This is a genomic window from Streptomyces sp. NPDC034670, from assembly GCF_055574875.1.
Map to the genome: position 1 here is coordinate 33,898 of NZ_JBVITR010000048.1, position 25,484 is coordinate 59,381.

General features: G+C 72.1%; 24 protein-coding genes and 1 pseudogene. 10 read left to right on the forward strand and 15 right to left on the reverse strand.

Translation table 11 applies throughout. From position 1 onward, the window contains the following. Positions 1–104: 104 nt before the first annotated feature. A complete protein-coding gene (locus tag ACZ56B_RS26160; RefSeq protein ID WP_468795438.1) occupies positions 105–1,238 on the reverse strand; it encodes a glutathione-independent formaldehyde dehydrogenase in 1,134 nt (377 codons plus the stop codon). A 170-nt stretch (positions 1,239–1,408) separates the two neighbouring features. Between ACZ56B_RS26160 and ACZ56B_RS26165 the strand changes: the two genes are divergently transcribed. Next, positions 1,409–1,600, forward strand: a complete 192-nt coding sequence (locus ACZ56B_RS26165) for a hypothetical protein (RefSeq protein ID WP_468795441.1) — start codon at positions 1,409–1,411, stop codon at positions 1,598–1,600. Between the two features lie 90 nt (positions 1,601–1,690). On the opposite strand, the gene glpK is transcribed toward ACZ56B_RS26165, so the two are convergent. The 4 genes from glpK to ACZ56B_RS26185 all read right to left on the reverse strand — a co-directional run bounded on the left by glpK (position 1,691) and on the right by ACZ56B_RS26185 (position 6,021). Further along, a complete protein-coding gene (gene glpK, locus ACZ56B_RS26170; RefSeq protein WP_468795444.1) occupies positions 1,691–3,208 on the reverse strand; it encodes a glycerol kinase GlpK in 1,518 nt (505 codons plus the stop codon). Positions 3,209–3,317: 109 nt separating this feature from the next. Continuing rightward, positions 3,318–4,151 (reverse strand): MIP/aquaporin family protein, encoded by an 834-nt coding sequence (locus ACZ56B_RS26175; protein WP_468795447.1) that lies wholly within the window; start codon positions 4,149–4,151, stop codon positions 3,318–3,320. A 481-nt stretch (positions 4,152–4,632) separates the two neighbouring features. After that, positions 4,633–5,625, reverse strand: a complete 993-nt coding sequence (hemB, locus tag ACZ56B_RS26180) for a porphobilinogen synthase (RefSeq protein WP_468795450.1) — start codon at positions 5,623–5,625, stop codon at positions 4,633–4,635. 81 nt (positions 5,626–5,706) lie between these two features. Beyond that, complete coding sequence (locus ACZ56B_RS26185; RefSeq protein WP_468795452.1) at positions 5,707–6,021, reverse strand: hypothetical protein; 315 nt, start codon at positions 6,019–6,021, stop codon at positions 5,707–5,709. Positions 6,022–7,007: 986 nt separating this feature from the next. On the opposite strand from ACZ56B_RS26185, the gene ACZ56B_RS26190 reads away from it, so the two are divergent. Continuing rightward, on the forward strand, positions 7,008–7,967 hold the full coding sequence (locus ACZ56B_RS26190; RefSeq protein WP_468795455.1) for a D-2-hydroxyacid dehydrogenase family protein: 960 nt from the start codon (positions 7,008–7,010) through the stop codon (positions 7,965–7,967). Positions 7,968–8,193: 226 nt separating this feature from the next. Beyond that, entirely contained in the window at positions 8,194–9,417 is a 1,224-nt protein-coding gene (locus ACZ56B_RS26195; RefSeq protein ID WP_468795458.1) for an MFS transporter, read from the forward strand. 83 nt (positions 9,418–9,500) lie between these two features. Here ACZ56B_RS26195 and ACZ56B_RS26200 read toward each other — a convergent pair whose 3' ends face one another. From ACZ56B_RS26200 to ACZ56B_RS26210, 3 genes and pseudogenes are all read right to left on the reverse strand, one after another. Continuing rightward, positions 9,501–10,451 (reverse strand): helix-turn-helix domain-containing protein, encoded by a 951-nt coding sequence (locus tag ACZ56B_RS26200; RefSeq protein WP_468795461.1) that lies wholly within the window; start codon positions 10,449–10,451, stop codon positions 9,501–9,503. A 384-nt stretch (positions 10,452–10,835) separates the two neighbouring features. Then, positions 10,836–11,828, reverse strand: a complete 993-nt coding sequence (locus ACZ56B_RS26205; RefSeq protein ID WP_468795506.1) for a transcriptional regulator — start codon at positions 11,826–11,828, stop codon at positions 10,836–10,838. Positions 11,829–11,918: 90 nt separating this feature from the next. After that, a pseudogene (locus tag ACZ56B_RS26210) lies at positions 11,919–12,149 on the reverse strand (helix-turn-helix domain-containing protein); the annotation flags it as partial. A 196-nt stretch (positions 12,150–12,345) separates the two neighbouring features. On the opposite strand from ACZ56B_RS26210, the gene ACZ56B_RS26215 reads away from it, so the two are divergent. Together ACZ56B_RS26215 and ACZ56B_RS26220 are read left to right on the forward strand one after the other, a co-directional pair. Next, entirely contained in the window at positions 12,346–12,804 is a 459-nt protein-coding gene (locus tag ACZ56B_RS26215; RefSeq protein WP_468795464.1) for a glycine-rich domain-containing protein, read from the forward strand. Between the two features lie 129 nt (positions 12,805–12,933). Beyond that, positions 12,934–13,599, forward strand: a complete 666-nt coding sequence (locus ACZ56B_RS26220; protein ID WP_468795467.1) for a class I SAM-dependent methyltransferase — start codon at positions 12,934–12,936, stop codon at positions 13,597–13,599. 262 nt (positions 13,600–13,861) lie between these two features. Here ACZ56B_RS26220 and ACZ56B_RS26225 read toward each other — a convergent pair whose 3' ends face one another. Beyond that, a complete protein-coding gene (locus ACZ56B_RS26225; RefSeq protein WP_468795470.1) occupies positions 13,862–14,011 on the reverse strand; it encodes a hypothetical protein in 150 nt (49 codons plus the stop codon). A gap of 123 nt (positions 14,012–14,134) precedes the next feature. Further along, a complete protein-coding gene (locus ACZ56B_RS26230) occupies positions 14,135–14,611 on the reverse strand; it encodes an ATP-binding protein (RefSeq protein WP_468795473.1) in 477 nt (158 codons plus the stop codon). A gap of 134 nt (positions 14,612–14,745) precedes the next feature. Between ACZ56B_RS26230 and ACZ56B_RS26235 the strand changes: the two genes are divergently transcribed. Both ACZ56B_RS26235 and ACZ56B_RS26240 read left to right on the forward strand, forming a co-directional pair. Next, on the forward strand, positions 14,746–15,579 hold the full coding sequence (locus ACZ56B_RS26235) for a helix-turn-helix domain-containing protein (protein WP_468795476.1): 834 nt from the start codon (positions 14,746–14,748) through the stop codon (positions 15,577–15,579). After that, the gene (locus ACZ56B_RS26240) at positions 15,576–15,782 is read left to right on the forward strand and encodes a DUF397 domain-containing protein (RefSeq protein ID WP_468795479.1); all 207 of its coding nucleotides are present in this window, start codon (positions 15,576–15,578) and stop codon (positions 15,780–15,782) included. The genes ACZ56B_RS26235 and ACZ56B_RS26240 overlap by 4 nt, the downstream gene beginning before the upstream one ends. 129 nt (positions 15,783–15,911) lie before the next feature. Here the strand turns inward: ACZ56B_RS26240 and ACZ56B_RS26245 are convergent, their stop codons facing one another. The 5 genes from ACZ56B_RS26245 to ACZ56B_RS26265 form a co-directional block, all read right to left on the reverse strand. Continuing rightward, positions 15,912–17,624 (reverse strand): bifunctional uroporphyrinogen-III C-methyltransferase/uroporphyrinogen-III synthase, encoded by a 1,713-nt coding sequence (locus ACZ56B_RS26245; protein ID WP_468795482.1) that lies wholly within the window; start codon positions 17,622–17,624, stop codon positions 15,912–15,914. Beyond that, the gene (hemC, locus tag ACZ56B_RS26250) at positions 17,621–18,580 is read right to left on the reverse strand and encodes a hydroxymethylbilane synthase (RefSeq protein WP_468795485.1); all 960 of its coding nucleotides are present in this window, start codon (positions 18,578–18,580) and stop codon (positions 17,621–17,623) included. Before hemC ends, ACZ56B_RS26245 begins: the two co-directional genes overlap by 4 nt. Then, complete coding sequence (locus ACZ56B_RS26255) at positions 18,577–20,280, reverse strand: glutamyl-tRNA reductase (protein WP_468795488.1); 1,704 nt, start codon at positions 20,278–20,280, stop codon at positions 18,577–18,579. Before ACZ56B_RS26255 ends, hemC begins: the two co-directional genes overlap by 4 nt. Then, complete coding sequence (locus tag ACZ56B_RS26260; protein ID WP_468795491.1) at positions 20,277–21,053, reverse strand: redox-sensing transcriptional repressor Rex; 777 nt, start codon at positions 21,051–21,053, stop codon at positions 20,277–20,279. The genes ACZ56B_RS26255 and ACZ56B_RS26260 overlap by 4 nt, the downstream gene beginning before the upstream one ends. Positions 21,054–21,371: 318 nt before the next feature. Beyond that, positions 21,372–21,653, reverse strand: a complete 282-nt coding sequence (locus tag ACZ56B_RS26265) for a glutaredoxin family protein (RefSeq protein WP_468795494.1) — start codon at positions 21,651–21,653, stop codon at positions 21,372–21,374. Positions 21,654–21,758: 105 nt separating this feature from the next. Here ACZ56B_RS26265 and ACZ56B_RS26270 point away from each other — a divergent pair, with 105 nt between their 5' ends. The 3 genes from ACZ56B_RS26270 (at position 21,759) to ACZ56B_RS26280 (ending at position 25,327) form a co-directional block, all read left to right on the forward strand. Further along, complete coding sequence (locus tag ACZ56B_RS26270; protein WP_468795497.1) at positions 21,759–22,670, forward strand: HAD family hydrolase; 912 nt, start codon at positions 21,759–21,761, stop codon at positions 22,668–22,670. Between the two features lie 346 nt (positions 22,671–23,016). Next, positions 23,017–23,847: an ECF subfamily RNA polymerase sigma factor, BldN family gene (locus ACZ56B_RS26275; RefSeq protein WP_468795500.1), complete on the forward strand. Its 831-nt coding sequence runs from the start codon at positions 23,017–23,019 to the stop codon at positions 23,845–23,847. 241 nt (positions 23,848–24,088) lie between these two features. Then, positions 24,089–25,327 (forward strand): DUF5667 domain-containing protein, encoded by a 1,239-nt coding sequence (locus tag ACZ56B_RS26280; RefSeq protein WP_468795503.1) that lies wholly within the window; start codon positions 24,089–24,091, stop codon positions 25,325–25,327. The last annotated feature ends 157 nt before the right edge of the window (positions 25,328–25,484 follow it).

The following is a 25,484-nucleotide window of genomic DNA, read 5'->3' on the forward strand; positions in this document are numbered from 1 at the left end:
ACCCCCCCACCCCCCCCCCCCCCCCCCCCCCCCCCCCCCCCCCCCCCCCCCCGCCCCCCCCCCCCCCCCCCCCCCCCCCCCCCCGGGTCCGGGCGGGGGAACGGTCAGGGATGCAGCACGACCTTCGTGTAGCCCTCGATCCGCTTGTCGAACTTGTCGTAGGCCGACGGCGCCTGGTCCAGGCCCAGTTCGTGGGAGACGACGAAGCTGGGCTTCGCCCGGCCCTCGATGATCATGTCGCGCAGCTGCCGGTTGTAGCGCTTCACGTTGCACTGGCCCGTCCCCACCCGCAGGCCCTTCTCGAAGAGCTTGCCGATCGAGACGAGCAGCATGCCCTGCTTGGACTGCTCGTCCGGAGCCCCCGGGTCGGCCGGGACGTAGAGTCCGGGCACGCCGAGCGCGCCGGTGGGCCGGACCGTGCCGACGAGGGAGTTCAGCACCGTCGCCGGTTCCTCGTGGTCCTTGCCCTGGGCCATCGCCTGGTAACCGACGGCGTCCACGCCCTTGTCCGTGCCGACTCCGTCGGTCTGGTCCTTGATCTGCTCGATCGGGTCGCCCTCGGCGAAGTTGATCGGCACCGCGCCGATCTCCTCGGCCTTCTGCAGCCGCTCGGGCACCCGGTCCACGACGAACACCTTCTTCGCGCCGCGCAGCAGGGCCGAGTAGGCGGCCATGAGCCCGACCGGCCCCGCCCCGTACACCGCGACGCTCTCGCCGGGGCGGACGTCGGCGAGTTCGCAGCCGTGGTAGCCGGTGGGGAAGATGTCGGCGAGCAGGATGAAATCGGTCTCGTGCTCGTTCCCCTCGGGGAGTTTCAGGCAGTTGAAATCGGCGTAGGGAACGCGCAGGTATTCGGCCTGGCCGCCCTGCCAGGGGCCCATGGAGACATAGCCGTAGGCACCTCCCGCGAATCCGGGATTGACGGTCGTGCAGTAACCGGTGTACCCCGCGGAGCAGTTGGGGCAGAAGCCGCAGGCGACGTTGAAGGGCATGACCACGCGGTCGCCCTCCTTGAGCGAGGTGACGCCCTGGCCGACTTCCTCGATGATTCCCATGTTCTCGTGGCCGAAGACGATCCCGGGCTCGGCACCGGTACGCCCCTCGTACATGTGCAGGTCGGAGCCGCATATCGCGGTGGAGGTGACCCGCACGACCACATCGTTCGGATGCTGAATGCCTGGCTTTTCAACATCTTCTACCGCAACGGTGAACGGCTCCTTGTAAACGACGGCCTTCATGCTCGCGACCTCCGCTCGACGATGCAGATGTCCGGCCACGCGCCCGTCTCGATTTCTTCGCGTGACCCATCTCTCATGGTTCTCCGACCCGCACAATCGGGCAACTCGGTAATCTCGCGGTGAAAGGAATGCGCCGTGCCGCACCGGCACATCACGAGGGCGAGAGAGAAGTGCCAGCACAACGACTGGGGACCCTGCTGGTCCCCGTGCCGGGCCTGTCCGGCACCACTTATCCGCCGGGAACGACCGTGACCGTCCGTGGCCGGGGCGCCACCGTCGACGGCTTCGTCGACGGCGACTGGCTCCCCCTGTCGTGGTGGGAGTTCTCCGACGGCCTGCGCGAGGACATCGCCGACCGCTGACGCCTCCCGCGCGGCCCGGTTCCGGCCGGGACGGGCCTTCGGCCGGGAAGCGGGCGCCCCGACCCCCAGGTGATCCCGGCCCGGTCCCCCTCAGGTGACCTGGACCCAGTCCAGCGTGCGCTCCACGGCGCGCTTCCAGCCCGCGTAGCCCTCCTGCCGCTGCTCCTCGCTCCACCGGGGACTCCAGCGCTTCGACTCCTGCCAGTGGGAGCGCAGCTCGTCGGTGTCGTTCCAGAAGCCGGTGGCGAGCCCGGCCGCGTAGGCGGCGCCCAGCGCGGTGGTCTCGGCGACCACCGGCCGGCTGACGGGCACGCCCAGCACGTCCGCCTGGATCTGCATGCACAGGTCGTTCGCGGTCACCCCGCCGTCCACCTTGAGCACGTCCAGGTGGACGCCCGAGTCCTGTTCCATGGCGTCGACCACGTCACGGCTCTGGTAGCAGATGGCCTCCAGCGTGGCGCGGGCCACGTGCGCGTTGGTGTTGTACCGGGCGAGGCCGACGATCGCGCCGCGGGCGTCCGAGCGCCAGTAGGGGGCGAACAGGCCGGAGAAGGCCGGGACGAAGTACATGCCGCCGTTGTCCTCCACCAGGCGGGCCAGCGGCTCGCTCTCCGCGGCGGTCCTGATGATCTTCAACTGGTCGCGCAGCCACTGCACGGCGGCGCCGGTGACGGCGATGGACCCCTCCAGCGCGTAGACGGCGGGGCTGTCCGCGAACTGGTACGCCACGGTGGTCAGCAGGCCGTGCTGCGAGCGCACCAGCTCCGTGCCGGTGTTGAGGACCAGGAAGTTGCCGGTGCCGTAGGTGTTCTTGGCCTCGCCGGGGGCGAAGCAGACCTGGCCGACGGTCGCCGCGTGCTGGTCGCCGAGGACCCCGGTGATCGGGACCGCGGCGCCCAGCGGCCGGGACGTGCGGGCCCGGCCGAAGGCCTCGGCGTCGGACGAGGGGTTGATGACCGGCAGCATGGAGCGCGGGATGCCGAAGATCCCCAGCAGCTCGTCGTCCCAGTCCAGGGTCTCCAGGTTCATCAGCATGGTGCGGCTGGCGTTGGTGACGTCGGTGGCGTGCACCCCGCCGTTGGGACCGCCGGTGAGGTTCCACAGCACCCAGGCGTCCGTGTTGCCGAAGAGCGCGTGGCCCGCCTCGGCGGCCTCGCGCAGCCCGTCCACGTTCTCCAGCAGCCACTTGATCTTGCCGGCGGAGAAGTAGGTGGCCGGCGGCAGGCCCGCCCGGTGGCGGATGGTGTCGCCGTGGCCGTCGCGTTCGAGGGCGGCGGCGATGCTGTCGGTGCGGGTGTCCTGCCACACGATGGCGTTGTAGTAGGGGCGACCGGTGCGGGGGTCCCAGACCACGGTCGTCTCCCGCTGGTTGGTGATGCCGATCGCCACCAGGTCGTCGGCGGTCAGCCCGCCGCTGCGCAGGGCGTTCTGCATCACCGTGTTGGTGCGCTCCCAGATCTCCACCGGATCGTGCTCGACCCAGCCGGACCGCGGCAGGATCTGCCGGTGCTCGAGCTGGTGCCTGGCCACCTCGTTGCCTGCGTGGTCGAAGATCATGAAGCGCGTACTGGTGGTTCCCTGGTCCACCGCGCCGACGAATTCGGGCATCGTTGCCGCCTCTTCTCGTGTTCCTGGTGTCGTTGCGCTCCGGGGGCGACGGTCCGGGCCGGCCGGTGTCCCCGCCGCTCCGGAGCGTCACCCGCGGGCCGGGAACGCCCTAGGGCTCCGGGGTGGCGGGACCCTCCTCGGCCTCCTCCCGCCTGGCCTTGAGCACCGGGGTGATGAGCAGGTCGTACACGAGGACGCCGACGACCCCGCCGATGAGCGGGCCCACGATGGGGATCCACCAGTAGCCGCTGAACCAGCCGAAGGTGCCGGGGAGGGCGATGGGGCCCCAGCCCTCGAAGTAGGTGAACAACCGGGGGCCGAAGTCGCGCGCGGGGTTGATCGCGTACCCGGCGTTGGTGCCGAACGTCAGGCCGATCACGACGACCACCAGGCCGATGAGGAACGGGCCGAGGTTGGACATCGGGGACATGTTGCGGGTGTCGATGAGTGCGCAGATCAGCAGGAGCAGGATCGCGGTGCCCACGATCTGGTCGAGCAGGGGGCCCCACCACGAGTTCCCGAAGTACTCGGCGGGGAACGTGGCGAAGATCGAATAGGTCGCCAGTGACTCGTCCCGCGGCGTACCCGCCTGCGCGTTGGCCGAGTCGATCGCCCACCGGTAGCACGCGTAGACGAGCGCGGCGGCGACGAAGGCGCCCACGACCTGCGCCAGCCAGTAGGGCAGGACCTTCCGCCAGGGGAAGTCCCGCCGGACCGCGAAGGCGAGGGTCACCGCGGGGTTGATGTGGGCGCCGCTGATGCCGCCGGCGACGTACACGCCGAAGACCACGGCGAGGCCCCAGCCCCACGCGATGATGAGCCAGTTGGCGGGCCCGAACTCCACGAACTGCCGGCCCGACCCGGGCAGTCCGACGACCGCGACGGCCACCGACCCGACACCCAGCAGGATCAGGACGAACGTTCCCAGGAACTCTGCGATCATCTCGCCGCCGAGGCCTTTTCGGTAACCTCGCCGGCGAACAGCGCTCTGTGCCATCGGTCCTCCTACGCCGGAAGGGACGACCATCCGGCATTCACCCGAGTACATGGCCGAAGGGAAATGTGCAGGAACGGGCGATCCGACGGGTCCGCGGGGCTTTCCTCGGCGGAACGCCGCGCGGGACCCGTCACGGCCGTCCGGGAAGAGACCTCCGGTGGGCGGGCCGAACAGGGCGGAGGCGCCCGTCACCCGTACGGGGTCAGTGACAGAACGCCACCTAGTGGGAAGATATGCGCCTTGTCGGCGACCTGCATCCCCAGATCGCCCCGGGCCCGGAGCGATCACGGCACCCGGCCGCCCGGTGGGCGGGCGGTACGGGAGCGGCACACCGCGCTGTCCGGGGTTCCGGTACGGCGGCCGGTACGCAACCGCTCCGCCCGCCCCCGAGGGGCGGACGGAGCGGGGGAAAGGGCGGGGACGCGGGTCAGCGCAGGGTGCGGGCCACCTCGACGGCCCAGTAGGTGAGGATGTTGCGCGCACCGGCCCGCTTGATGCCGGTCAGCGACTCCAGGATCGCCCGGTCCCGGTCGATCCAGCCCTTCTCGGCGGCGGCCTCGATCATCGCGTACTCACCGGAGATCTGGTACGCGGCCACCGGCACGTCCACCGCGTCCGCGACCTTGGCGAGGACGTCCAGGTAGGGGCCCGCCGGCTTCACCATCACCATGTCGGCGCCCTCCTCCAGGTCCAGCGCCAGCTCGCGCATCGACTCGCGGAGGTTCGCCGGATCCTGCTGGTACGTCTTGCGGTCGCCCCGCAGCGAGGAGCCGACGGCCTCCCGGAACGGCCCGTAGAAGGCGGAGGCGTACTTGGCGGTGTAGGCGAGGATCGCGACGTCCTCCCGCCCGATCTGGTCGAGGGCGTCGCGGATGACGCCGATCTGCCCGTCCATCATCCCGCTGGGACCGACCACGTGGGCGCCCGCGTCGGCCTGCACCTGCGCCATCTCGGCGTACCGCTCGAGCGTCGCGTCGTTGTCGACCCGGCCCCGCTCGTCCAGCACCCCGCAGTGCCCGTGGTCCGTCGTCTCGTCGAGGCACAGGTCGGACATGACGAGCAGCTCGTCCCCGACCTCGGCCCGCACGTCCCGCAGGGCCACCTGGAGGATCCCGTCCGGGTCGGTCCCCGGCGTCCCCACGGCGTCCTTCCTGGACTCCTCCGGCACCCCGAACAGCATGATCCCGGAGATCCCGGCCGCCACGGCCTCCGCCGCCGCCTTCTTCAGGCTGTCCCGCGTGTGCTGCACGACGCCCGGCATCGCCGCGATCGGCACCGGTTCGCTCACGCCCTCGCGCACGAAGGCCGGAAGGATGAAGTCGGCGGGGTGCAGCCGGGTCTCGGCGACCATCCGACGCATGGCGGGGGTGGTCCGCAGACGCCGCGGCCGCGTGCCGGGGAAGGATCCGTACGTCGTCATACCACCTACGCTACGCCCGCCCCGGCACCACCTTTGCCGACGCCGAGTCGGCGGACGGGCTCCCCCGCGGACGCCTCCCCCTCAGGCCACCGTCTCCCACTCGTCGGGCAGGACCTCCCCGTCCGGCGGCCGCTGCGCGCGCTTCTCGCGGGCGCGCAGGACGGCCCAGGCGAGGAGGGACGCGCAGGTGAGGTACCAGGGCAGTGGCCAGAGGACGGACCACCAGCGGGCGGACGGTCCGAGGACGAGGTCGGCGGCGGCCGTGGCCATGCCGGCGGCGAGGCTCGCGCACAGCAGGCGTCCCGCGTACCCGGCGGCGCGGGTGAGCCGGTCCGGCCCGGTGCGACGGCGGGTGCGGGAACGGCAGGAGGGCAGGGATCTGCCCGGTTCGCTCATGGCAGGGGAGGTCCTTCACAGCAGCGGGTGCGGATGCGGCACGGAACCGGCCGGACGCGCTCAGTGTGCACGCCGTGGAGCAGCACTCACACGAACCTCACGGAACGGACAGGCCCTCTGAGACAAGTTGCCGCCAGGGGGTTTCCCGCACCCGCGCCCGCACGCCCCGGTAAGCGCTGTCTGCGCACACATCGGCAAAGGTCGGAACTTGGCCGAAAAGAGACCGCAGAAGACGGCAAACCTCGTGAACCGAGCATCCTTCAAGGGTTTTCGGCCAATACCATCACCAAGAACGGCCGGAAATCGAACCACTTCACACATCGAACGGACCAACTCGCCCAAGACTGACCCTTTTTGCCCCTGATAAGCGGTGGGGCTGATTCCGACCCGCATGCGGAAGACATTCGAGGGCACGGCCCGTCGTTTCGCGTGCGCCTCGTGACAACTCGTGCGACACCGGTGACCGCGCGGGGCGCCGGTTCCGTCCGTTTGTCCGTCGTACTCCTGACTTCCCTGCCGGGGGGCCGATGCACTCGCGTGCTCCGCGCACGCCCTTGTGGCGTGCGGCGTGCCCGGAGCACACACGGAACCGCTCTCGTCGCGGCGGTCACCACCGCCGCCGTGATGATCACCGCGGCACCCGGCCCGGCCTCGGACTGTGTGGCGGGCGGGACCGTCGGCGGATTCGAGGGGAGGGGACCGCCGGCACGACGGCGCGGGGAGCATACGAGGAACCGCAGCAGGACGAGGAGAGCCCCATCCGGACACACGGTCCGCCTATGGTGGTTCCCTCACCGGAGGAACCGAGGGGCCCGCACGTTCCTGTCCCCCGGGGCCGACGCCCCGTTCCCCGGCGCGGACGGACTGACCGCCGAGGGCGTCCGGACGGCCCTGGCCCCCGGCTGCGGACACAACAACATGCTGGACGCCCCGGAGGCCTTCGCCCGGGCCGTGGCCGAGGCACTGACCCCGTGGAGAGGACCGACATGCGGCTTCGCTGCGCCGTGCTCGACGACTTCCAGGACATCGCCACCACCGTCGCCGACTGGGGCCCGGTCCAGGACCGCGTGGAGATCACCTCCTTCACCGAGCACTTCGCCACGGAGGACGAACTGGCGGCGGTGCTCGTGGACTTCGACATCGTGGTGACCCTGCGCGAACGCGTCCCCTTCCCCGCCTCCCTGCTCGACCGGCTCCCCCGGCTGAAGCTGCTCGTCGCGTCCGGCATGCGCAACTCGGTCATCGACCACGCGGCCGCCGAACGGAACGGGGTCACGGTCTGCGGCACGCAGAGCTTCCCCACCCCACCGGTGGAACTGACCTGGGCCCTGCTGCTCGGACTCGCCCGCGGCCTGGTCACGGAGGCCACCTCGCTGCGCACGGGCGGTCCCTGGCAGTCGACGGTCGGCGCCGACCTGCACGGCCGCCGCCTCGGCCTGCTCGGTCTGGGCAAGATCGGCAGCAGGGTGGCACGGGTGGGGCTCGCCTTCGGCATGGAGGTCACGGCCTGGAGCCCTCACCTCACCAAGGAGCGCGCGGACGAGGCGGGCGTCGAACTGGCCCCTTCGAAGGAGGAGTTGCTCCGCACCAGCGACTACGTCTCCCTCCATCTGGTCCTGGGCGACACCACCCGGGGCCTGCTGGGTGCCCCCGAACTGGCCCTCATGAAGCCGACCGCGTACCTGATCAACACCTCCCGCTCGGCGCTCGTCGACCAGGACGCGCTGCTCACCGCCCTGCACGAGGGCCGCATCGCGGGCGCGGCCGTCGACGTCTTCGACACCGAGCCCCTCCCCACCGACCACCCCATGCGCACCGCGCCCCGCCTCCTGGCGACCCCGCACCTCGGTTACGTCTCCCGGCTCAACTACCGCACGTACTACACCCAGGCGGTCGAGGACATCACGGCCTACCTGTCCGGCACCCCGGTCCGCCGACTCGGCTGACCCCCTGCGGCACGGGGACACCCGGCCACGGGGACACCCGACCACGGGGCACGCGGGTCGAAGGGGGCACGCGGCAGGCGCTGAAAGGCCGTTGGGCGGTCCCGTCGAGGACCGGCCGGGTCGACGCCACGCGGAACGCGCACTCCTGACGGGAAGAGACCGCGGGGCGCTAGAATGCACGCATCGGCCTTCGGCGCCCCGACGGGAGCGTCCGGAGGCTTTCTTCATGCCTTCCGACACGCCTTCCGACGTTTCCGAACCCACCACCGCCTACCGCGCGTTGCTCCGCAACCGCGAGTTCGCCGGCCTGTACGCCGGCTTCACGCTGACGGTCGCCGCGAGCACCCTGTCCGGCTTCGCGCTCGGCACGCTGGTCGACCGCCGGACCGGCTCCCCGTTCCTGACCGCCGTGAGCATGTACGGCGCCACCTTCGCGACCGTGCTCGGCGCGATGACGCTGATGTCGGTCGCGGACGGCGACCGCCCCCGCCGCACCCTCGTCGCGCTCCAGTGCGCCTCCCTGGCGGGCGTCGCCGCACAGGCGGTCCCGGGGCTGCCACTGGCCGCCCGGTTCGGCCTCCTGCTGGTGCTGGGCTTCTTCCAGTCCCTGGCGACCGGCACCCGGATGGGGCTGCTCGCCGAGGTGGTGCCGGTCTCCGCGTACGTGCCGGCGCGCTCGCTGATGAACATCACCGCGGGCGGCACGGCCGTCCTCGGCTTCGCGCTCGGCGCCGTACTGCTGCGGTACCTGAGCCCGCAGGGCCTCTTCGTCACGGCCGCGGCCCTGACCGCGGCCGGACTGGCCGTGACGGCGGCGACCGTCCGGGAACGCTCGATCCGCCCGCCCCGCCGCCCCGGACTGCGCGAGACCTGGACGACGAACGCCGCGCTCCTCTCCCGTTCCGGCCCCCGTGCGCTGCTGCTGAACCTGTGGGTCCCCAACGGCCTGATCGTCGGCTGCGAGGCCCTGTTCATCTCCTACGCCCCGGACCACGCCGGCGTGCTCCTGGCCGCCGGATCGGCGGGCATGCTCCTCGGTGACCTGACCGTCGGGCGGCTGCTCACCGCCGAACGGCGACGCCGCTGCGCGTTCGCCCTGCGCCTGCTGCTCGCCGTCCCCTACCTGCTGTTCGCCCTCCACCCCTCCCCGCCGGTGGCGACGGCCGCCGTGTTCGTCGCCGGCGCGGGGTTCGCCGCCACCCTGCCGCTCCAGGAACGGCTCCTGGAGCTGACCCCCGAGGCGGTCCGCGGCCAGGTCCAGGGCGTCGAGTCCGCGGGGCGCATGACCTGCCAGGGCCTCGGCGCCGCGATCGCCGGCGGCATCGCCCAGTACCTCGCCCCCGGCACGACGATCACCGTCCTGGCCGCGGTCTCCGTCACCGTCACGGTCCTCTCCCGGCCCTTCGTGGCCCGCACCCGTGCCGTCCGCGTCGGGGAGACCGGTGCCTGAGCCGCGCCGGCGCACGGGCCACCGGGCTGACGGCGCACCCGGCTCCGACGCCGCAGTCCCGCGGTCGCCCGGACCCTCCGGTCTCAGGCCGCGCGCGCGACCTCGTCCACGGCCGCCGGGCCGGACCGGCAGTCGCGGCAACGACCGGGGACCCGGGCGCGGAACACCCGGCCGCAGCCGTCGCAGTCCTGGAAGGGGTGCGGGCGGTGAACACCGCCCGCGTCCGCCCCGGCGTCCGGTGACCGCACGGGGACCGGGGGAAGGGGCGGGGGCAGCAGTGCGCGCAGGCGGTAGGCGAGCACGCCCGCCGGGTGCTTCATGGCGACGGGGAGGTCGGCGGTCAGGGTGCGGTGGACGGCGGCGGGGACGGCTCCCCGTTCGAGCCAGTCGACGACCCCCGGGGCCAGTCTCTCCACGTCCCGCAGGGACAGGGTGAGGCGCTCGTCGGTGCGGCGCAGGCCCGCGAGGAGGGCGACCGCCTCCTCGTGACGCCGGCCGGGCCGGGCGGGATCCCGCGGCGGGGCCACGGGCGCGGGGGTCTCGGAGACGTCCACCGGCGCGTCCGGAGCCGCCGGGAGGACCGGGACGCCCGAGGCGGACGGGGCGGCTGCAGGAACCGAGGTGGCCGGAATGACGGGAGTCACCGGCTCAACCGGCTCACCGGGAGCTTGGTCCTCCTCCTGGGACGTCTCCCGCACTCCGGTGTCCGTCGCGGAGTCACGGCCCCGGGAGCGGACGCGGGCGCGGTTCTCCGTCGCGCGTCCGGCCGTCCGGCTGGGCAACGGCGTGTGGTGGACGTACGTGCGCGTCACCAGACGTCCCGCCTCCGTGTGCTCGCGGACCCGCTCCAGGTACCCGTGCGCCTCCAGCTCCCGCAGTGCGAAGGCGATCCGGTCCCGCCCCTCGGGGAAGCGCTCCGCGAGGCTGCGGATGTCGACCGGGGTGCCCTCGGGCACCGACAGCATGTGGGTCGCCAGCCCGATCGCGGTCAGCGACAACTCGCGGTGCTGGGCGAGGTGGTTGCCCACGACCACGTACTGACCGGACTGGTACGTGCGTACGTGCGTGACACCGGAGGGGGTGGCGGATCGCCGAACAGCCGGACTCGGGCGCGGGGCAGGACTAGGCTTCGTCTCAGCCATGGGGAAGGGCTCGCTTCCTCGTTGGTCAGGCCCTCGCACCGGGATGGCAGTCCCGGCGGGGGCCGATACATGTACGGGCTTGTGAGGAGGCCGAGTTGCTTCGGCCGCTCTGGTGCCGAGACTGCCCGCCCGCACCACCGCCGCGCCAGCCGTACCGGCCGGTTTCACCCACCCGAGTGACCTAGGCGAGGTTTGGTCGGGTTGGTTGGTTTTTACCCTTGGTTCTTGGGTCTTTTACCGCCCGCAGCCCCGGCCCGCGGACCACCGCGTCCCGTACTATCCGGCTCCGGCTCGGGGCCCGTCGGCGGGCACCATACGACCCAGCTCGCGAACACCGCCGACCCGGGAATGCGAGCGGTGCAGCTCTTCGACGATCGCTCGCATACTGGGGCGGTCCCGGACTTCGGAGGGCGCCACACGGAAGGCCGCCAACAGGGCCTGCGCGGTCTGCTCGGGCTTCCTCCACTGCCACCAGGCACGAGCCATGTCGGTGTGCAGACGTCCCTTGCGTTCCGCGGTGGTGAACTGCTCCTGACGGAGCTGCCCACCTGCCCTGATCGCGGCTCCGGCATCACCGAGTGCCCAGTGGACGCCCACTCGGTACAGCTGTACAGAGGCGGGAGTGATCGCGAAGAGACGACCGGCCGGTGCTACGGCCGGCAGGGCGCGGGCGGCCCGGGCGGCCGCGTCGATCATCGACAGCGCCTGGTCACGGTCACCCGCGCGAGCCGCCGTGTACGACGCGGTGCAGAGCAGTTGCGCGTACGCCGCTGCCTGCGCCTGGCTGTGCAAACCGGTGGCCTCGACTCCGGAGGCCGCCTTGAGGATGAGCCGCTGCGCCGTGTCCGCCTGATCCTGGTGACGCAGCACGATACCCAGCTCACGGGCCGCCGCCGCTGAGGCCAGCGGCGACCCGGACAAGTCCGCGTAAAGACTCGCGCGATCAGCGGTGAGCCGCGCTTGGTCGTACCGCCCGATCTTCACCAGCACCTGAGCCGTCAACGAGTAACAGGCGGACAGACGCGCATAGTCGATCTCCGCACGCTCACGGATACGGGCGTGGGCCGTGGCGAGGAGGTCCGGCAACACTTCCAGCAGGTCGCCATACCGGCCGGTGTCGAAAAGCACACGCGCACGAGCCAGACGCACGTCGAGGGGCACCGGCGATCCCGAAGGAGCGGGCATGTCCGCGAGGGCCGTTTCCACGCCGAGCAGAAGAGACGTGGGGACGGCCAGCCCGGCCGCCGCGAGCAGCGTACGGCGTCGCATCGGGTTCTCCTCGGTGTGGCGTGGACCGTTCCGCGCAACACTAGTGGCTCGCGGGCCCGTGAGACCCAGTGCCGCTCCCAGGACGTCCGGTGGTACTCCGACTTCGCACGCGGCTCGCTGCAACAGGCGCAGATCGCTGACGCGGCCGGACTTCTCCAACCGGGAGACGGTCGACGCCGAGCAGCCGAGCCGACGACCGAGGTCCGTCTGGCGCCAACCGTGGAGAGCCCTGCCGAGCCGGATCAGCCCTCCGGGATCGCACCGCTCCATGAGTGAGCGGACCCTGGGCGAGTTCCACAACGGGTCGATGGTGCGCTGCATCGCGCCTCCCCCACGGCAGGAGCAGGACCGTCCGTCCACGGTAGGGGGTGCGGAGCGGTGCGCCCAGAGGACGTGCACCTTCTGCACACGGCTTGCGTGGAACGCGCGTTGACGACATCCGGAGCCGATGACGTGGTGCCGTGGTGATGCGACCCGCCGGCCAGGAGCGGGTACGCGGCACGGGAGGAGAGCCACGATGGCGACAGCCCTTGGACACGCCCTGAAGACGGCTCCCGCGACGCGGGAACCCAGGGACCACGTCGATCCTGAGGTCTGGGAGCGGGAGATCCAGCTGCTGATGCGCGACCACCCGTTCGACGAGGTCATGGCCGAGCGGCTGTTCGCCGCGGCGGTCACGTACCTGGTCACGGCGATGGAGAAGTGGGGCCAGGGACTGGAGATGTGCTGCGGTCGACTCGTCGACATCGCCGTCCACGTCTTCATCCTGGACACGAAGAACTACCGCGAGTTCTGCGCCCGGCACTTCGACGGCCGGTTCCTGGAACACGTCCCGGAGATCGAGTTCAAGTACGACGGCTCGGTGGAGCGCACGGCCCACATCATCGCGGAGAACGGCTTCCCGGTGGACTGGAAGCTGTGGGAACGCGACTTCGCGAAGTGCGGTCCGTGCAGGCCTGGCGAGGACTGCCACTGATCGGTCGCGTCCGGCCGGGTCCGGGTGTCGTTGGCGGGCACCCGGACCCTTTCACGTCCTCATGGCGTGTCGTGGGCCGGCTACGGCTACGGTGCTCCAGCACCGTGCCCGCTCCCCTCGAGGACGCCCATGCCCCGCACGTCACACGATCCGGTCCTCTTCTGGGACCGCTACAAACCGGACCGGGACGGACCGTCGCCGCCTCCTGACGTGACGGCCTTCGAGTGGACGCAGTACGAAGGTCACGGTCCGGGAGCCGAACTGCTCGGCCGGCCGCGTACCGCGCTGGAACTGGGGGCGGCCGAGTGCCGTGAGGCGTCATGGCTGGCGCGCCGAGGAGTACGCGTCACGGCACTGGACCTGTCCCCCGTACAGGTCGAGCGAGCGCGCAGGTGGTGGAAGGACGTTCCCGACCTGGTGATCGAGGAGGGGGAGGCGTGCGCCTTCCTCCGTGCGTGCGACCGGACGTACGACGCGGTCTACTCGATCTGGGGAGCGGTGTGGTTCACCGATCCCGAAGAACTTTTCCCGCTGGTGGTCGAACGACTGTCGCCGGGCGGGGTGTTCGCCTTCTCGCACGGCGAGACCCCCCAGCACCTCGACGGCCGCAGACCCATGTACGGGAAAGGCCCGGAGGGCAGGGAGATGACCGTGGACCGCTGGTGCCATCCTCCCGGGACATGGGCCGACCTGGCACGCGAGCACGGTTTCCGGGACGTCCGGGCACGGTGTCTTCCCGCGCCCACCGACCAAGCGCTGGGCACGGTCATCGTCGAAGCGCGACTTCCTGCCTGACCGGGCAGACGACCCGGGATTCTCCGACAAGGAGGCGTGGCGGAATCACACCGTGTCCGGATGCGCGCGGCCGACGGCCCGGAGGGTCAGCCCGGCCATGTCCCGTGACCGCCCTCCGTCCGACCGGTCGAAATCTACCCGTATTACCATGGATCACCGCGTTCCGGCCCGGACGCACGTCGGAGCGGGCCATCCCACGGTGAGACCCGCACAGGTCCTCGTTCCGGGTTCCTGACCGGGGACCGACGGAACGCGGAAGCGGTCAGAGCTCCGGCGCGAGCAGGGTGAGGCGCAGCGCCGCGGCGAAGGCCAGACCGAAGCCGGACGCGTAGCCGGAGTCGGTGACGGCCTGCTCGTCCCAGGGGCCGTCCGGCTCGACCGCGTGGACGATGAACACGACGTATCCGGTCACCGGAGCCGCCAGGACGAGAACGACCGCACACATCCCGGTGCCGACCCGGCCGAGGACCCGGGACCGCCGGGTCTCGGGACCGAGGACGTCTGACCTGCGCCCGGGCTCATCCCCAGGCCCCCTTCACGTCACCGCGGACCAAGAGCGCGGGGGGACGAGGTCCAGCTCCGCCCACACGGTCTTGCGCGGCACCGGTCCGCTGCTCACACCCCAGCGGTCGGCCAACTCCTCGACCAGGAGCAGGCCGTAACCGGACTCGGCGGGTTCCGAGGGGACCTTCCGGCACACGGGCAGGCTCTCGCCCCGGGCGTCGGTCACCTCGATGCGGAGGGTGGCGGGCGCGGTGACGGCCAGACCGAGCCGGAAGCTCCGGCCGGCCACCCGTCCGTGCCGGACGGCGTTCGCGGCGAGTTCGGCGACGACCAGCCGGGCCGGGTCCAGCGGCAGCCCCCAGTCGCCCAGCCGCTCGGCGGCGAGCAGCCTGGCGAGGCGGGCGCCCCGGCGGGTGGCGGAGAGCGGCACGGTGAACTGGTGGAGCGGGGTGCGCGGTGCGGCGGTTTCCTGATTCACATCACCCAACGTGACGACCCCCGGGCACATCGTGAAGTCGGGCGGCCCGTGCGGCCGGAGGCTGTCCGTGAGGTGTCCGGTTTCCGTCCGGGCTGCCCGGGGTGACCGGACGCGGGCGGCCGGAGTTGGTCCGGGGAAGGGCGCGCGACGGGAGGGCGGCGAGCATGAGCGGGTGGGAAGCGGGGCCGGACGACGAAGAGGCCGGGGCCGTGATGCGCACGGTCACGCGGCAGCTGAAGCTGTGGCGCGAGGCGGCCGGCCTCACCCAGGCGGAGTTCGGTGCGGCGATCGGGTACGGGGAGGAGCTGGTCTCCTCGGTGGAGCGGGGGCGGCGGATCCCCCGGCCGGAGTACCTGGACGCGGCGGACGAGGTCCTGGGCGCGGGCGGCAGGATCGCCGCGATGAAGAAGGACATGGCGGAGGTCCGGTATCCGAAGAAGGTACGGGACGTGAAGCGCCTGGAAATGGAAGCCGTAGAGATCTGCTCCTACAACAACTGCGTCGTCGACGGGTTGTTGCAGACCGAGGCATACGCGCGGGCCGTGTTCGGCTCTCGGCGACCGCAGTTCACGGAAGAGGAGCTGGATCAGCGGGTAGCCGCTCGCCTGGATCGTCAGGAGATCTTCTGCACCCCGACGGCTCGCCCGCTCTTCAGCTTTGTGCTGTGCGAGGCGACGCTGCGCCGTCTGATCGGGGGCAAAATGGTGATGCGCAGCCAACTCGAACGGTTGTCGGAAGTGGCCCGGTTGCGGAACGTCGACCTACAGGTGCTGCCTCTGAGCCGGGAGGAGAACTCAGGGCTCGGCGGCCCTTTCCGACTGCTCAAACTCAGAGACGGAGCGGCCGTGGGTCTGAACGAGATCCAGCTCACCAACCGCGTGATCACCGACCCGAAGGAGACCACGGTCCTCGACATGCGCTATGGGATCATCCGGGCGCAGGCTCTCACCCCACGAGAGTCGCTGGCCTTCATCGAGAAAGTGCTGGGAGAGTCATGACCCTCAAGCCCTCTGACGGAGCCGACGACAAGCTGGAGTGGATAAAGAGCAGCCACAGCTCAGATGACGGCCCGTCCTGCGTCGAGGTCGCCACCACTCCGGCAACCATCCTCGTCCGCGACTCCAAGAACCCCCGCGGCCCCCGCCTCGCCCTCGCCCCCACCACCTGGGCGGCCTTCCTCCCGTACGCCTCCGGCCGCTGACCCGAGCGGGCACGCAGCGGACCCGCAGCGGACCCGCAGCAGGACCGCAACGGACACGAACGCGGTGGAGCTCCCCCGCGAGAAGGGGGCGCTCCACCGCGTCGTTCACACCGGTACCGCCGGACGGCCTCAGGTGCTCGTCGACCGCCGCCTGCGCGACCCCGGCCGCCGCTCGCTCGGCCGGGTCACCGGGTCGCCGGCCTCGATCGCCGCGGCACGGCGCCGCGCGCCGAAGTCCGCCAGCGCCTCCGCCAGCTTGTGCACCGACGGCTCGGGGGCCATGACGTCGACCCGCAGCCCGTGCTCCTCGGCCGTCTTGGCCGTGGCCGGGCCGATGCACGCGATGACCGTCACGTTGTGCGGCTTGCCCGCGATGCCCACCAGGTTCCGCACCGTCGACGACGAGGTGAACATCACCGCGTCGAAGCCGCCGCCCTTGATGGCCTCCCGGGTCTCGGCCGGCGGCGGCGAGGCGCGCACGGTCCGGTACGCCGTGACGTCGTCGACCTCCCAGCCCAGCTCGATCAGCCCGGCGACCAGCGTCTCCGTGGCGATGTCGGCGCGCGGCAGGAACACCCGGTCGATCGGGTCGAAGACCGGGTCGTACGGCGGCCAGTCCTCCACGAGTCCGCGGGCGGATTGCTCGCCGCTGGGCACCAGGTCCGGCCGCACCCCGAAGTCGATCAGGGCCTTGGCCGTCTGGTCGCCCACCGCCGCCACCTTGATCCCGGCGAAGGCGCGGGCGTCGAGGCCGTACTCCTCGAACTTCTCGCGGACCGCCTTGACCGCGTTGACGGACGTGAACGCGATCCACTCGTAGCGGCCCGTCACCAGGCCCTTGACCGCCCGCTCCATCTGCTGGGGCGTGCGCGGCGGCTCGACGGCGATGGTCGGCACCTCGTGCGGCACGGCCCCGTAGGACCGCAGCTGGTCGGAGAGCGACGCCGCCTGCTCCTTGGTGCGCGGGACGAGGACCTTCCAGCCGAACAGCGGCTTGGACTCGAACCACGCCAGCCGGTCGCGCTGGGCGGCGGCGCTGCGCTCGCCGACCACGGCTATCACCGGCCGGCCGCCCTCCGGGGAGGGCAGCACCTTCGCCTGCTTCAGCGTCTGCGCGATCGTGCCGAGCGTCGCCGTCCAGGTGCGCTGCCGGGTCGTCGTACCGGCGACGGTCACCGTCATCGGGGTGTCGGGCTTGCGCCCGGCGGACACCAGTTCGCCCGCCGCGGCGGCGACCGAGTCGAGCGTGCTGGAGACGACCACCGTGCCGTCCGAGGCTCCGACCTCCGTCCAGCACCGGTCGGAGGCGGTGCGCGCGTCCACGAACCGCACGTCCGCGCCCTCGGCGTCCCGCAGCGGCACACCGGCGTACGCGGGCACGCCGACCGCCGTCGCGATGCCGGGGACGACCTCGAAGGGCACCCCGGCCGCGGCGCAGGCCAGCATCTCCTCGGCGGCGTACACGTCGAGCCCGGGATCACCGGTCACCGCACGCACGACCCGCCTGCCGCCCCGCGCGGCCTCCATGACAAGATGTGCGGCATCCCTCGCCGCGGGGGCGACGGCGGTTGTTGACGCGCCATCAACGACCGTCAACTGGGGTGTGCCCGGAGCGGACGACGCGGAGGAAGCCGACGCGTCCGTGTCCGTGTGCACCTCGGCGACACCCTGCCTGGCGTGCGGACGCACGACGTCGAGCACCTCGTGCTCGGCGACGAGGACGTCCGCGTTCGCCAGCGCCTCCACGGCGCGCAGAGTCAGTAGTCCCGGATCCCCGGGTCCGGCACCGAGGAAGGTGACGTGCCCGTGTTCCGGAGGGGCGGGAAGGGTGGTGGGGCTCAATGTGCTCGCTCCCCCATCAGACCGGCCGCGCCCTGCGCCAGCATCTCGGTGGCGAGTTCGCGACCGAGCGCCATCGCCGCCTCGTGCGTCTCGGGCACGGGACCGGTGGTGGACAGCTGCACCAGCCGGGCGCCGTCGGTCGTGCCGACGACGCCGCGCAGGCGCATTTCCTTGACAGTCTGCCCGTCGCCCAAAAGGTCGGCCAGCGCGCCCACGGGGGCGCTGCAGCCGGCCTCCAGGGCGGCGAGCAGTGACCGCTCGGCCGTCACGGCGGCCCGGGTGAACGGGTCGTCGAGTTCGGCGAGCGCGGCGATCAGCGGCGCGTTGTCCGCGGTGCATTCGACCGCCAGGGCCCCCTGGCCGGGGGCGGGCAGAACCGTGTCGACCGACAGGACGTCGGTCACCTCCTCGCTGCGGCCCACCCGGTTCAGGCCGGCCGCGGCCAGTACGACGGCGTCCAGCTCGCCGCTGCGCACGTATCCGATCCGGGTGTCGACGTTCCCGCGGATCGGCACCGTCTCGATGTTCATGCCGTGGGCGCGGGCGTACGCGTTCAGCTGCGCCATGCGGCGCGGCGAACCGGTGCCGACGCGGGCGCCGCGCGGCAGGTCGGTGAACTTGAGCGCGTCGCGCCCCACCATCACGTCGCGCGGGTCCTCGCGCACCGGCACGGCGGCCACGACCAGTTCGTCGGGCTGCGTGGTCGGGATGTCCTTCAGGGAGTGCACCGCGAAGTCCACCTCGCCGCGCGCCAGCGCCTCCCGCAGCGCGGCCACGAACACGCCCGTGCCGCCGATCTGCGCGAGGTGCTCGCGCGAGGTGTCGCCGTACGTGGTGACCGGGACGAGTTCGACGGGCCGTCCGGTCACCTGGCGCACGGCTTCCGCCACCTGCCCGGACTGGGCCATGGCGAGCTTGCTGCGCCTGGTCCCCAGCCTCAGTGCCTTCTCAGTCATGCCGGCCCTCGGTTCCTCTTCTCGGTGCTTTCCCCGGCCCGGGAGACGGCGGCCACCGTCTCGGGGTCGAGGTCGAACAGGGTCCGCAGTGCGTCGGCGTACCCGGCGCCGCCCGGTTCGGCGGCGAGCTGCTTGACCCGCACGGTCGGCGCGTGCAGCAGTTTGTCGACCACCCGCCGCACGGTCTGCGTGATCTCCGCGCGGTGCTTGTCGTCGAGGCTCGGCAGCCGCCCCTCCAGGCGGGCGATCTCCGCCGCGACCACGTCCGCGGCCATGGTGCGCAGGGCCACCACGGTCGGCGTGATGTGCGCCGCCCGCTGCGCCGCCCCGAAGGCCGCGACCTCATCGGAGACGATACGCCGGACCTGGTCCACATCGGCAGCCATCGGGGCGTCCGCGGAGGCCGCCGCGAGCGACTCGATGTCGACCAGCCGCACCCCGGCGAGGCGGTGCACGGCCGCGTCGACGTCGCGCGGCATCGCGAGGTCGAGCACGAACAGCACGGGCTCCGGACGCGGCGGCTCGGCCACCGGCTCCGGCCGGCGCAGCTCGGGGACCCGGCCGGTGCCGGCCGCGGTCGCGGCCAGCGCGCCGATCAGCTCGGCGTCGGCGTCGGCCCCGGGGCCGCGCTTCCCGGACTCGCGGCGGTCGACGGCGCCGCCGGCGACCCACGCGGCGTGCTGCTCCAGCGTCGCCGCGTCCATGCCGGCGACGGCCGCCTCCCCCATCACGGAGAAGCCGGGCTGCACGGCGGACAGGTCCAGCGGACAGCCCTCCCCCGCACCGACGGGGGCGGACGGCGAGGCCGGCGCGTCCGCGGAGCGCTCGCCGTCGGGGGCGACGGCCGGCTGCTCGCCGGTGCGGCCCCGCACCGCGTCGGCGACGGCGTCGGCCGTCAGGACGAGCCCGGTCGCGCCGGTGCAGGAGACGACGACGTCGGCACGTGTCAGCTCGTCCGGCACCGATCCCATCGGGACCGCGCGGGCCCGCACGTCCGTGTCGTCGCCCTCGGTCAATATCTGTGCCAGGCGCTCGGCGCGCTCGGGCGTGCGGTTGGCCACGACGACCTCGTCGACCCCGGCCCGCGCGAGGGTGGCGGCGGCCAGCGAGGACATCGAACCGGCGCCGATGACCAGGGCCTTCTTGCCCCGGGCCCAGCCCTCGACGGCCGCGCCGGCGGCGAGCTGCTCCAGGCCGAAGGTGACCAGGGACTGCCCGGCGCGGTCGATCCCGGTCTCGGAGTGCGCGCGCTTGCCGACCCTGAGCGCCTGCTGGAACAGGTCGTTCAGCAGCCGGCCGGCGGTGTGCAGCTCCTGGGCGCGGGCGAGCGAGTCCTTGATCTGGCCGAGGATCTGGCCCTCGCCCACGACCATCGAGTCCAGCCCGCAGGCCACCGAGAACAGGTGGTGGACGGCCCGGTCCTCGTAGTGCACGTAGAGGTGGGGGGTGAGCTCCTCCAGGCCGACCCCGCTGTGCTGGGCCAGCAGCGTGGACAGCTCGGCGACACCGGCGTGGAACTTGTCCACGTCGGCGTACAGCTCGATGCGGTTGCAGGTGGCGAGCACCGCGGCCTCGGTGGCCGGCTCGGCGGCGACCGTGTCCTGCGACAGCTTGGTCCGCGCGTCCTGGTTCAGCGAGGCCCGCTCCAGCAGGCTGACCGGGGCGCTGCGGTGGCTCAGGCCGACGACGAGGAGGCTCATGCCGGCATCACCGCGGGCATGTCCCCGTCGGGTCCCTGGTCGGTGGCGGACTCCTCGCCGGCGGCGGCCGGGACGGCGGCGGCCCTGGCGGTGACCCCGGCCGCGGCCTCCTCGCCGGCCTTGCGCTGCTCGTGGAAGGCGAGGATCTGCAGCTCGATGGAGAGGTCCACCTTGCGCACGTCGACGCCGTCCGGGACGGACAGCACGGTGGGCGCGAAGTTCAGGATGGAGGTGACGCCGGCGGACACGAGCCGGTCGCAGACCTGCTGGGCGGCGCCCGCGGGGGTCGCGATCACGCCGATCGAGACGCCGTTGTCCCGGATGATCGACTCCAGCTCGTCGGTGTGCTGCACCGGGATCCCGGCGACGGGCTTTCCGGCCATCGCGGGGTCGGCGTCGATGAGCGCGGCGACCCGGAAACCACGGGAGGCGAACCCGCCGTAGTTGGCGAGCGCGGCACCGAGGTTGCCTATTCCTACGATCACAACCGGCCAGTCCTGGGTCAGTCCGAGTTCGCGGGAGATCTGGTACACGAGATACTCGACGTCGTAGCCGACGCCCCGGGTCCCGTAGGAGCCGAGGTAGGAGAAGTCCTTGCGCAGCTTCGCGGAGTTGACGCCCGCGGCGGCCGCCAGCTCCTCCGAGGAGACCGTGGGCACCGAGCGCTCGGAGAGCGCCGTGAGGGCGCGGAGGTACAGCGGAAGCCTGGCGACGGTGGCCTCGGGAATCCCTCGGCTACGGGTCGCCGGTCGGTGAGTTCGGCCAGTTGCCACGGTGCTCCTGCGGGTAGAGCGGGGCTTCGGGCGGTCATACGTCCCCGGACCGCCCCGTCGAATGCAGGCTATGTCTTTGTGAACGCGTGCACAAAGATGGTGTCCGATTTGCCCGGCCAACGTGACCGGGGTCACGAAACCCCGGGGTCGTCGCGTGGAACCGGCGCACCTGCACCGCCGCTCCTTGATTTCTGGGGGCAAAACCGGACACCTTCCTTTGTGAATCCCGCCCCCGAGACCAAGTCACCATCGATCCTAAGCGACTTTCCGGCCCCATTGGACTGATCGGTCAGTCGATCGCCGGGCGGACCGGGGCCGTCAGGGGCCGGTGAGGGCGCCGCGCAGACGCTCCTCGTTCACGCGCCAGAAGGTGTGCTGCCGGCCGTCGACCAGCACCACGGGGATCTGCTCCCAGTACCGCTCGTGCAGCTCCGGGTCCTGGGTGATGTCCTTCTGCTCCCAGCGGACGCCGAGCTCGCCGCACACCTTCTCCACCACCGTCTGCGCGTCGTCGCACAGGTGGCAGCCGGGTTTGCGGACGAGGGTGACGAGCCGGTCCCGGGGAGCGGCCGGGGTGTCGCGGCGGAAGAGAGGGCTCATACCGGCCATTGTCGCGCGCGGCCTTAACGACACGGACGCGAAGAGTTCACGACGTGCGAACGTCTCGGGTCCGGAACCGCCCTCCGGACTGGCTATGCTCACGCCATGGCCGCTCTTGGATGGCTCACTCCCCGTAGGCGCTCCGCCACGGCGCGGAGCGTTTTGGCAGGCGAGGCCTCTGCGGAGGCAGCACGCAAGTCCACCCAGGACGTTTCCGCCCGCGAACCGGAGTTCCCGGTTCACGGCGACGACCGGGCCGCCGCCTTCTTCGACCTGGACAACACGGTGATGCAGGGCGCGGCCCTGTTCCACTTCGGGCGGGGCCTGTACAAGCGGAAGTTCTTCGAGACGCGCGAGCTGATGCGGTTCGCCTGGCAGCAGGCGTGGTTCCGGCTGGCGGGCGTCGAGGACCCCGAGCACATGCAGGAGGCCCGCGACTCGGCCCTGTCGATCGTCCAGGGCCACCGCGTCTCCGAGCTGCAGTCCATCGGCGAGGAGATCTACGACGAGTACATGGCCGAGCGGATCTGGCCGGGGACGCGGGCGCTGGCCCAGGCGCACCTGGACGCCGGACAGCGGGTCTGGCTGGTCACGGCGGCGCCGGTGGAGATCGCGCAGGTGATCGCGCGCCGGCTGGGCCTGACCGGGGCGCTGGGCACGGTGGCGGAGTCGGTCGACGGCGTGTACACCGGCAAACTGGTGGGCGAGCCGCTGCACGGACCGGCCAAGGCGGAGGCGGTGCGCGCGCTGGCGCTCGCGGAGGAACTGGACCTGAGCCGCTGCGCGGCGTACAGCGATTCGCACAACGACATCCCGATGCTGTCGCTGGTCGGCCACCCGTACGCGATCAACCCGGACGCCAAGCTCCGCAAGCACGCGCGCCGGATGGACTGGCGGCTGCGCGACTACCGCACCGGCCGCAAGGCGGCGAAGGTCGGCATCCCCGCGGCGGCGGGCGTGGGCGCGGTGGCGGGCGGCACGGCGGCGGCCATCGCCCTGCACCGCAGGCGCCGCTGAAACGATCGTCCGGGACCAGGAACACCACCCCGCCGGGCAACCCGGCCAATCCGGCCGCCTCGCCCCGCAACCCCTCTGTCCAGCCCTGTTGGCTGCACACGGCCACAACTCGCCCCGCACCGAACCGGAACACGAAGCTTTCCGGTCAACAAACGGTCACCATTCGACGGGCTAGAGGACGTCAACCGGTTACGGAAGCGACGTAATCGGCGATTTGAGCAACTGGGCGTAGCGACGCCTGTACGAAGCGTTATTCTCCTCAGACGCAAACCGGTACCCCTCCGTCGCCACGACGGGTGAAAGGTTCCGTACTGCACGTGATGGAAGCTCTGCCTCTGGGAGTCCCGTGTATCCACACGTCGGGGTTGACGCCTCGGGCCTGGCTGCGCTGCGCGCGACAGTCGCGACGGCCCGGGACACGTTGCGCGGCATCGTCCCCACCGCGTACACCGTCCCCGCATTCGCCATCGCCCCCGCCGGACCGTGCTACGCCCTCGCCGACGGCCTCGAGCAGGTGCCCGCGCGCGGCGCCGTCGTCGAGGGACGCCGGTCGGGGGACGGGCGGGCGGTCGGCAGGCGGGGACGCCCATCCGTCCCGGCCGCCGCGCGCCGTCCCGCCGCCGACAGCGACAGCGCCCGGATGATGGACCTCGTGGAGCGCGCCCAGGCCGGCGAGGCCGACGCCTTCGGACGGCTCTACGACCAGTACAGCGACACCGTGTACCGGTACATCTACTACCGGGTGGGCGGCAGGGCGACCGCCGAGGACCTCACCAGCGAGACCTTTCTGCGGGCGCTGCGCCGCATCGGCACCTTCACCTGGCAGGGGCGCGACTTCGGCGCCTGGCTCGTGACCATCGCCCGCAACCTGGTCGCCGACCACTTCAAGTCCAGCCGCTTCCGGCTCGAGGTCACCACCGGGGAGATGCTCGACGCCAACGAGGTCGAGCGGTCCCCCGAGGACTCCGTCCTCGAATCGCTGTCCAACGCCGCCCTCCTCGACGCCGTACGACGACTCAACCCCCAGCAGCAGGAGTGCGTCACGCTCCGATTCCTCCAGGGCCTCTCCGTGGCGGAGACCGCCCGGGTGATGGGCAAGAACGAGGGCGCCATCAAGACCCTCCAGTACCGGGCCGTCCGCACCCTCGCCCGGCTCCTCCCGGACGACGCGCGCTGACCGGAGCGGCCGGGGCACGCTCCGGCACCTTCAACTCACGTCCTGTGGAACCCCGTTGGCTTCCCCATTCGGTCGTCCGGCGTCCGTAACCCAAGTGCCGCGCCGCTCGTTGTGCGGGATACAGGCTCCCTGCGGCCACCCCTGACCGGCTCCGATCACCCGATCGTGTGGACACGGGCGGGGTGTGGAACCCTCAGGCCCCCTGGGGAGTCGACCGTCATGACGAGAGGAGGTGCCGCCAGTGATCGCGAACGTATCGGCGCACCGGCGGGCGAACGCCTTCGCCCAGGCCCTGGAGGAGCAGTCCGACCGGGACCCTGCGGCCGAGCAGCCCGAAGGACCGGCACCGGCCACCGCGGAGAGCGAGCGGGCACGGCTGCTCACACTCGCCTCCGGTCTCGGCGCGCTGCCCAGACCGGAGCTGGACCCCGAGGTCAAGGTCGTCCAGCGGGCCCGACTGGTGGCCGCGTTCGAGACCATGCTCCAAGAGGGCACCGCGGCGGGCGAGGCGACGGACCGGTCCGTGCCCGGGCAGCGCGCGCCCCGGGCCCGGGGCGCTCACCGGGCGACCCCCCTGAACAGACTGCGGCCACGCTCACGGCTGGCCCGAGGCCTCACCGCGGGCGGACTCGGCGTCGGGGTCGCCGCCGGCGCCCTCGGCGGAGCCGCCGCCGCCAGTTCCGACGCCCTGCCGGGCGAATCCCTCTACGGGCTCAAACGCAGCATCGAGGACGTCCGGCTCGGCCTCGCCGACGGCAACACCGAGCGCGGCCGGATCCACCTCGACCACGCCTCCACCCGCCTCAACGAGGCCCGCCGGCTGATGGAACGCGGACGCAGCGGCCCGCTCGACCACGAATCCCTCGGCGAGATCCGCCGCGCCCTCTCCGGCATGCGGCAGGACGCCTCCGAGGGCCACCGGCTGCTGCGCGAGGCCTACGAGCGCGACCCGGACTCCCTGACCCCCATGCGGGCGCTCTCCTCCTTCTCCCACGCGCACCGCGACACCTGGGGCGCCCTGCGCGACCGGCTTCCGGTGCAGCTGGGGGACGTCAGTGAGCAGGTGTCGTCGGTGTTCGACGCCATAGACCAGGACGTGGCCCCGCTGCAGTCCCTGCTCCCCGCGCCCCCGTCCCGGGAGGACGGCGACCACGGACAGCGGCACGGCTCCGGCCCGACGTCCGGCACCCCGTCCGCCACGGGCCCCTCGCAACCACCCGGCACCGGCACCGACGGCGACGCCCCCGACGAGAGCGGCACCGGCAGTCACCGCCCCAGCAGCTCCGCCGACCCCGAGAGCGACAACCTGCTCGGCGGCAACACCGGCGGCCTGCTCGACCCGCCCCGGGAGAGCGGCGACGCGCCGGCCCCGCAGTCCCCGGAAGGCGTCACCCCGCCCCCCGCGCCCGACGTCACCCTCCCGCCGCTCCTGCCCGGCCTGCTCCCGGGGCTGGGCATCGACGGCCGGGACGCGGAATAGGAGCCACGCGGCAGGACGACCCCGCTTCACGCGGCACCGGGGCGCTCCTCGAGTTCGAGGAGCGCCCCCACGTCCCCGGGGGAGGCCCCCGAGAACGCAGAGAAAACCCCACAAAAACCCCCGCACAAGAGAAAGCAATAGCCGACCCGAAAGCGTG

What these genes read in the sequence shown, in the direction of transcription:
- ACZ56B_RS26240 (WP_468795479.1), top strand. Translation starts at nt 15,576, where the DNA reads ATGACCCTCAAGCCCTCTGACGGAGCCGACGACAAGCTGGAGTGGATA.
- ACZ56B_RS26205 (WP_468795506.1), bottom strand. Translation starts at nt 11,828, where the DNA reads ATGCGACGCCGTACGCTGCTCGCGGCGGCCGGGCTGGCCGTCCCCACG.
- ACZ56B_RS26190 (WP_468795455.1), top strand. Translation starts at nt 7,008, where the DNA reads ATGCGGCTTCGCTGCGCCGTGCTCGACGACTTCCAGGACATCGCCACC.
- ACZ56B_RS26215 (WP_468795464.1), top strand. Translation starts at nt 12,346, where the DNA reads ATGGCGACAGCCCTTGGACACGCCCTGAAGACGGCTCCCGCGACGCGG.
- ACZ56B_RS26185 (WP_468795452.1), bottom strand. Translation starts at nt 6,021, where the DNA reads ATGAGCGAACCGGGCAGATCCCTGCCCTCCTGCCGTTCCCGCACCCGC.
- ACZ56B_RS26265 (WP_468795494.1), bottom strand. Translation starts at nt 21,653, where the DNA reads ATGAGCCCTCTCTTCCGCCGCGACACCCCGGCCGCTCCCCGGGACCGG.
- ACZ56B_RS26195 (WP_468795458.1), top strand. Translation starts at nt 8,194, where the DNA reads ATGCCTTCCGACACGCCTTCCGACGTTTCCGAACCCACCACCGCCTAC.
- hemC (WP_468795485.1), bottom strand. Translation starts at nt 18,580, where the DNA reads ATGACTGAGAAGGCACTGAGGCTGGGGACCAGGCGCAGCAAGCTCGCC.
- ACZ56B_RS26220 (WP_468795467.1), top strand. Translation starts at nt 12,934, where the DNA reads ATGCCCCGCACGTCACACGATCCGGTCCTCTTCTGGGACCGCTACAAA.
- ACZ56B_RS26235 (WP_468795476.1), top strand. Translation starts at nt 14,746, where the DNA reads ATGAGCGGGTGGGAAGCGGGGCCGGACGACGAAGAGGCCGGGGCCGTG.
- glpK (WP_468795444.1), bottom strand. Translation starts at nt 3,208, where the DNA reads ATGCCCGAATTCGTCGGCGCGGTGGACCAGGGAACCACCAGTACGCGC.
- ACZ56B_RS26255 (WP_468795488.1), bottom strand. Translation starts at nt 20,280, where the DNA reads ATGAGCCTCCTCGTCGTCGGCCTGAGCCACCGCAGCGCCCCGGTCAGC.
- ACZ56B_RS26160 (WP_468795438.1), bottom strand. Translation starts at nt 1,238, where the DNA reads ATGAAGGCCGTCGTTTACAAGGAGCCGTTCACCGTTGCGGTAGAAGAT.
- ACZ56B_RS26230 (WP_468795473.1), bottom strand. Translation starts at nt 14,611, where the DNA reads ATGTGCCCGGGGGTCGTCACGTTGGGTGATGTGAATCAGGAAACCGCC.
- ACZ56B_RS26270 (WP_468795497.1), top strand. Translation starts at nt 21,759, where the DNA reads ATGGCCGCTCTTGGATGGCTCACTCCCCGTAGGCGCTCCGCCACGGCG.
- ACZ56B_RS26175 (WP_468795447.1), bottom strand. Translation starts at nt 4,151, where the DNA reads ATGATCGCAGAGTTCCTGGGAACGTTCGTCCTGATCCTGCTGGGTGTC.
- hemB (WP_468795450.1), bottom strand. Translation starts at nt 5,625, where the DNA reads ATGACGACGTACGGATCCTTCCCCGGCACGCGGCCGCGGCGTCTGCGG.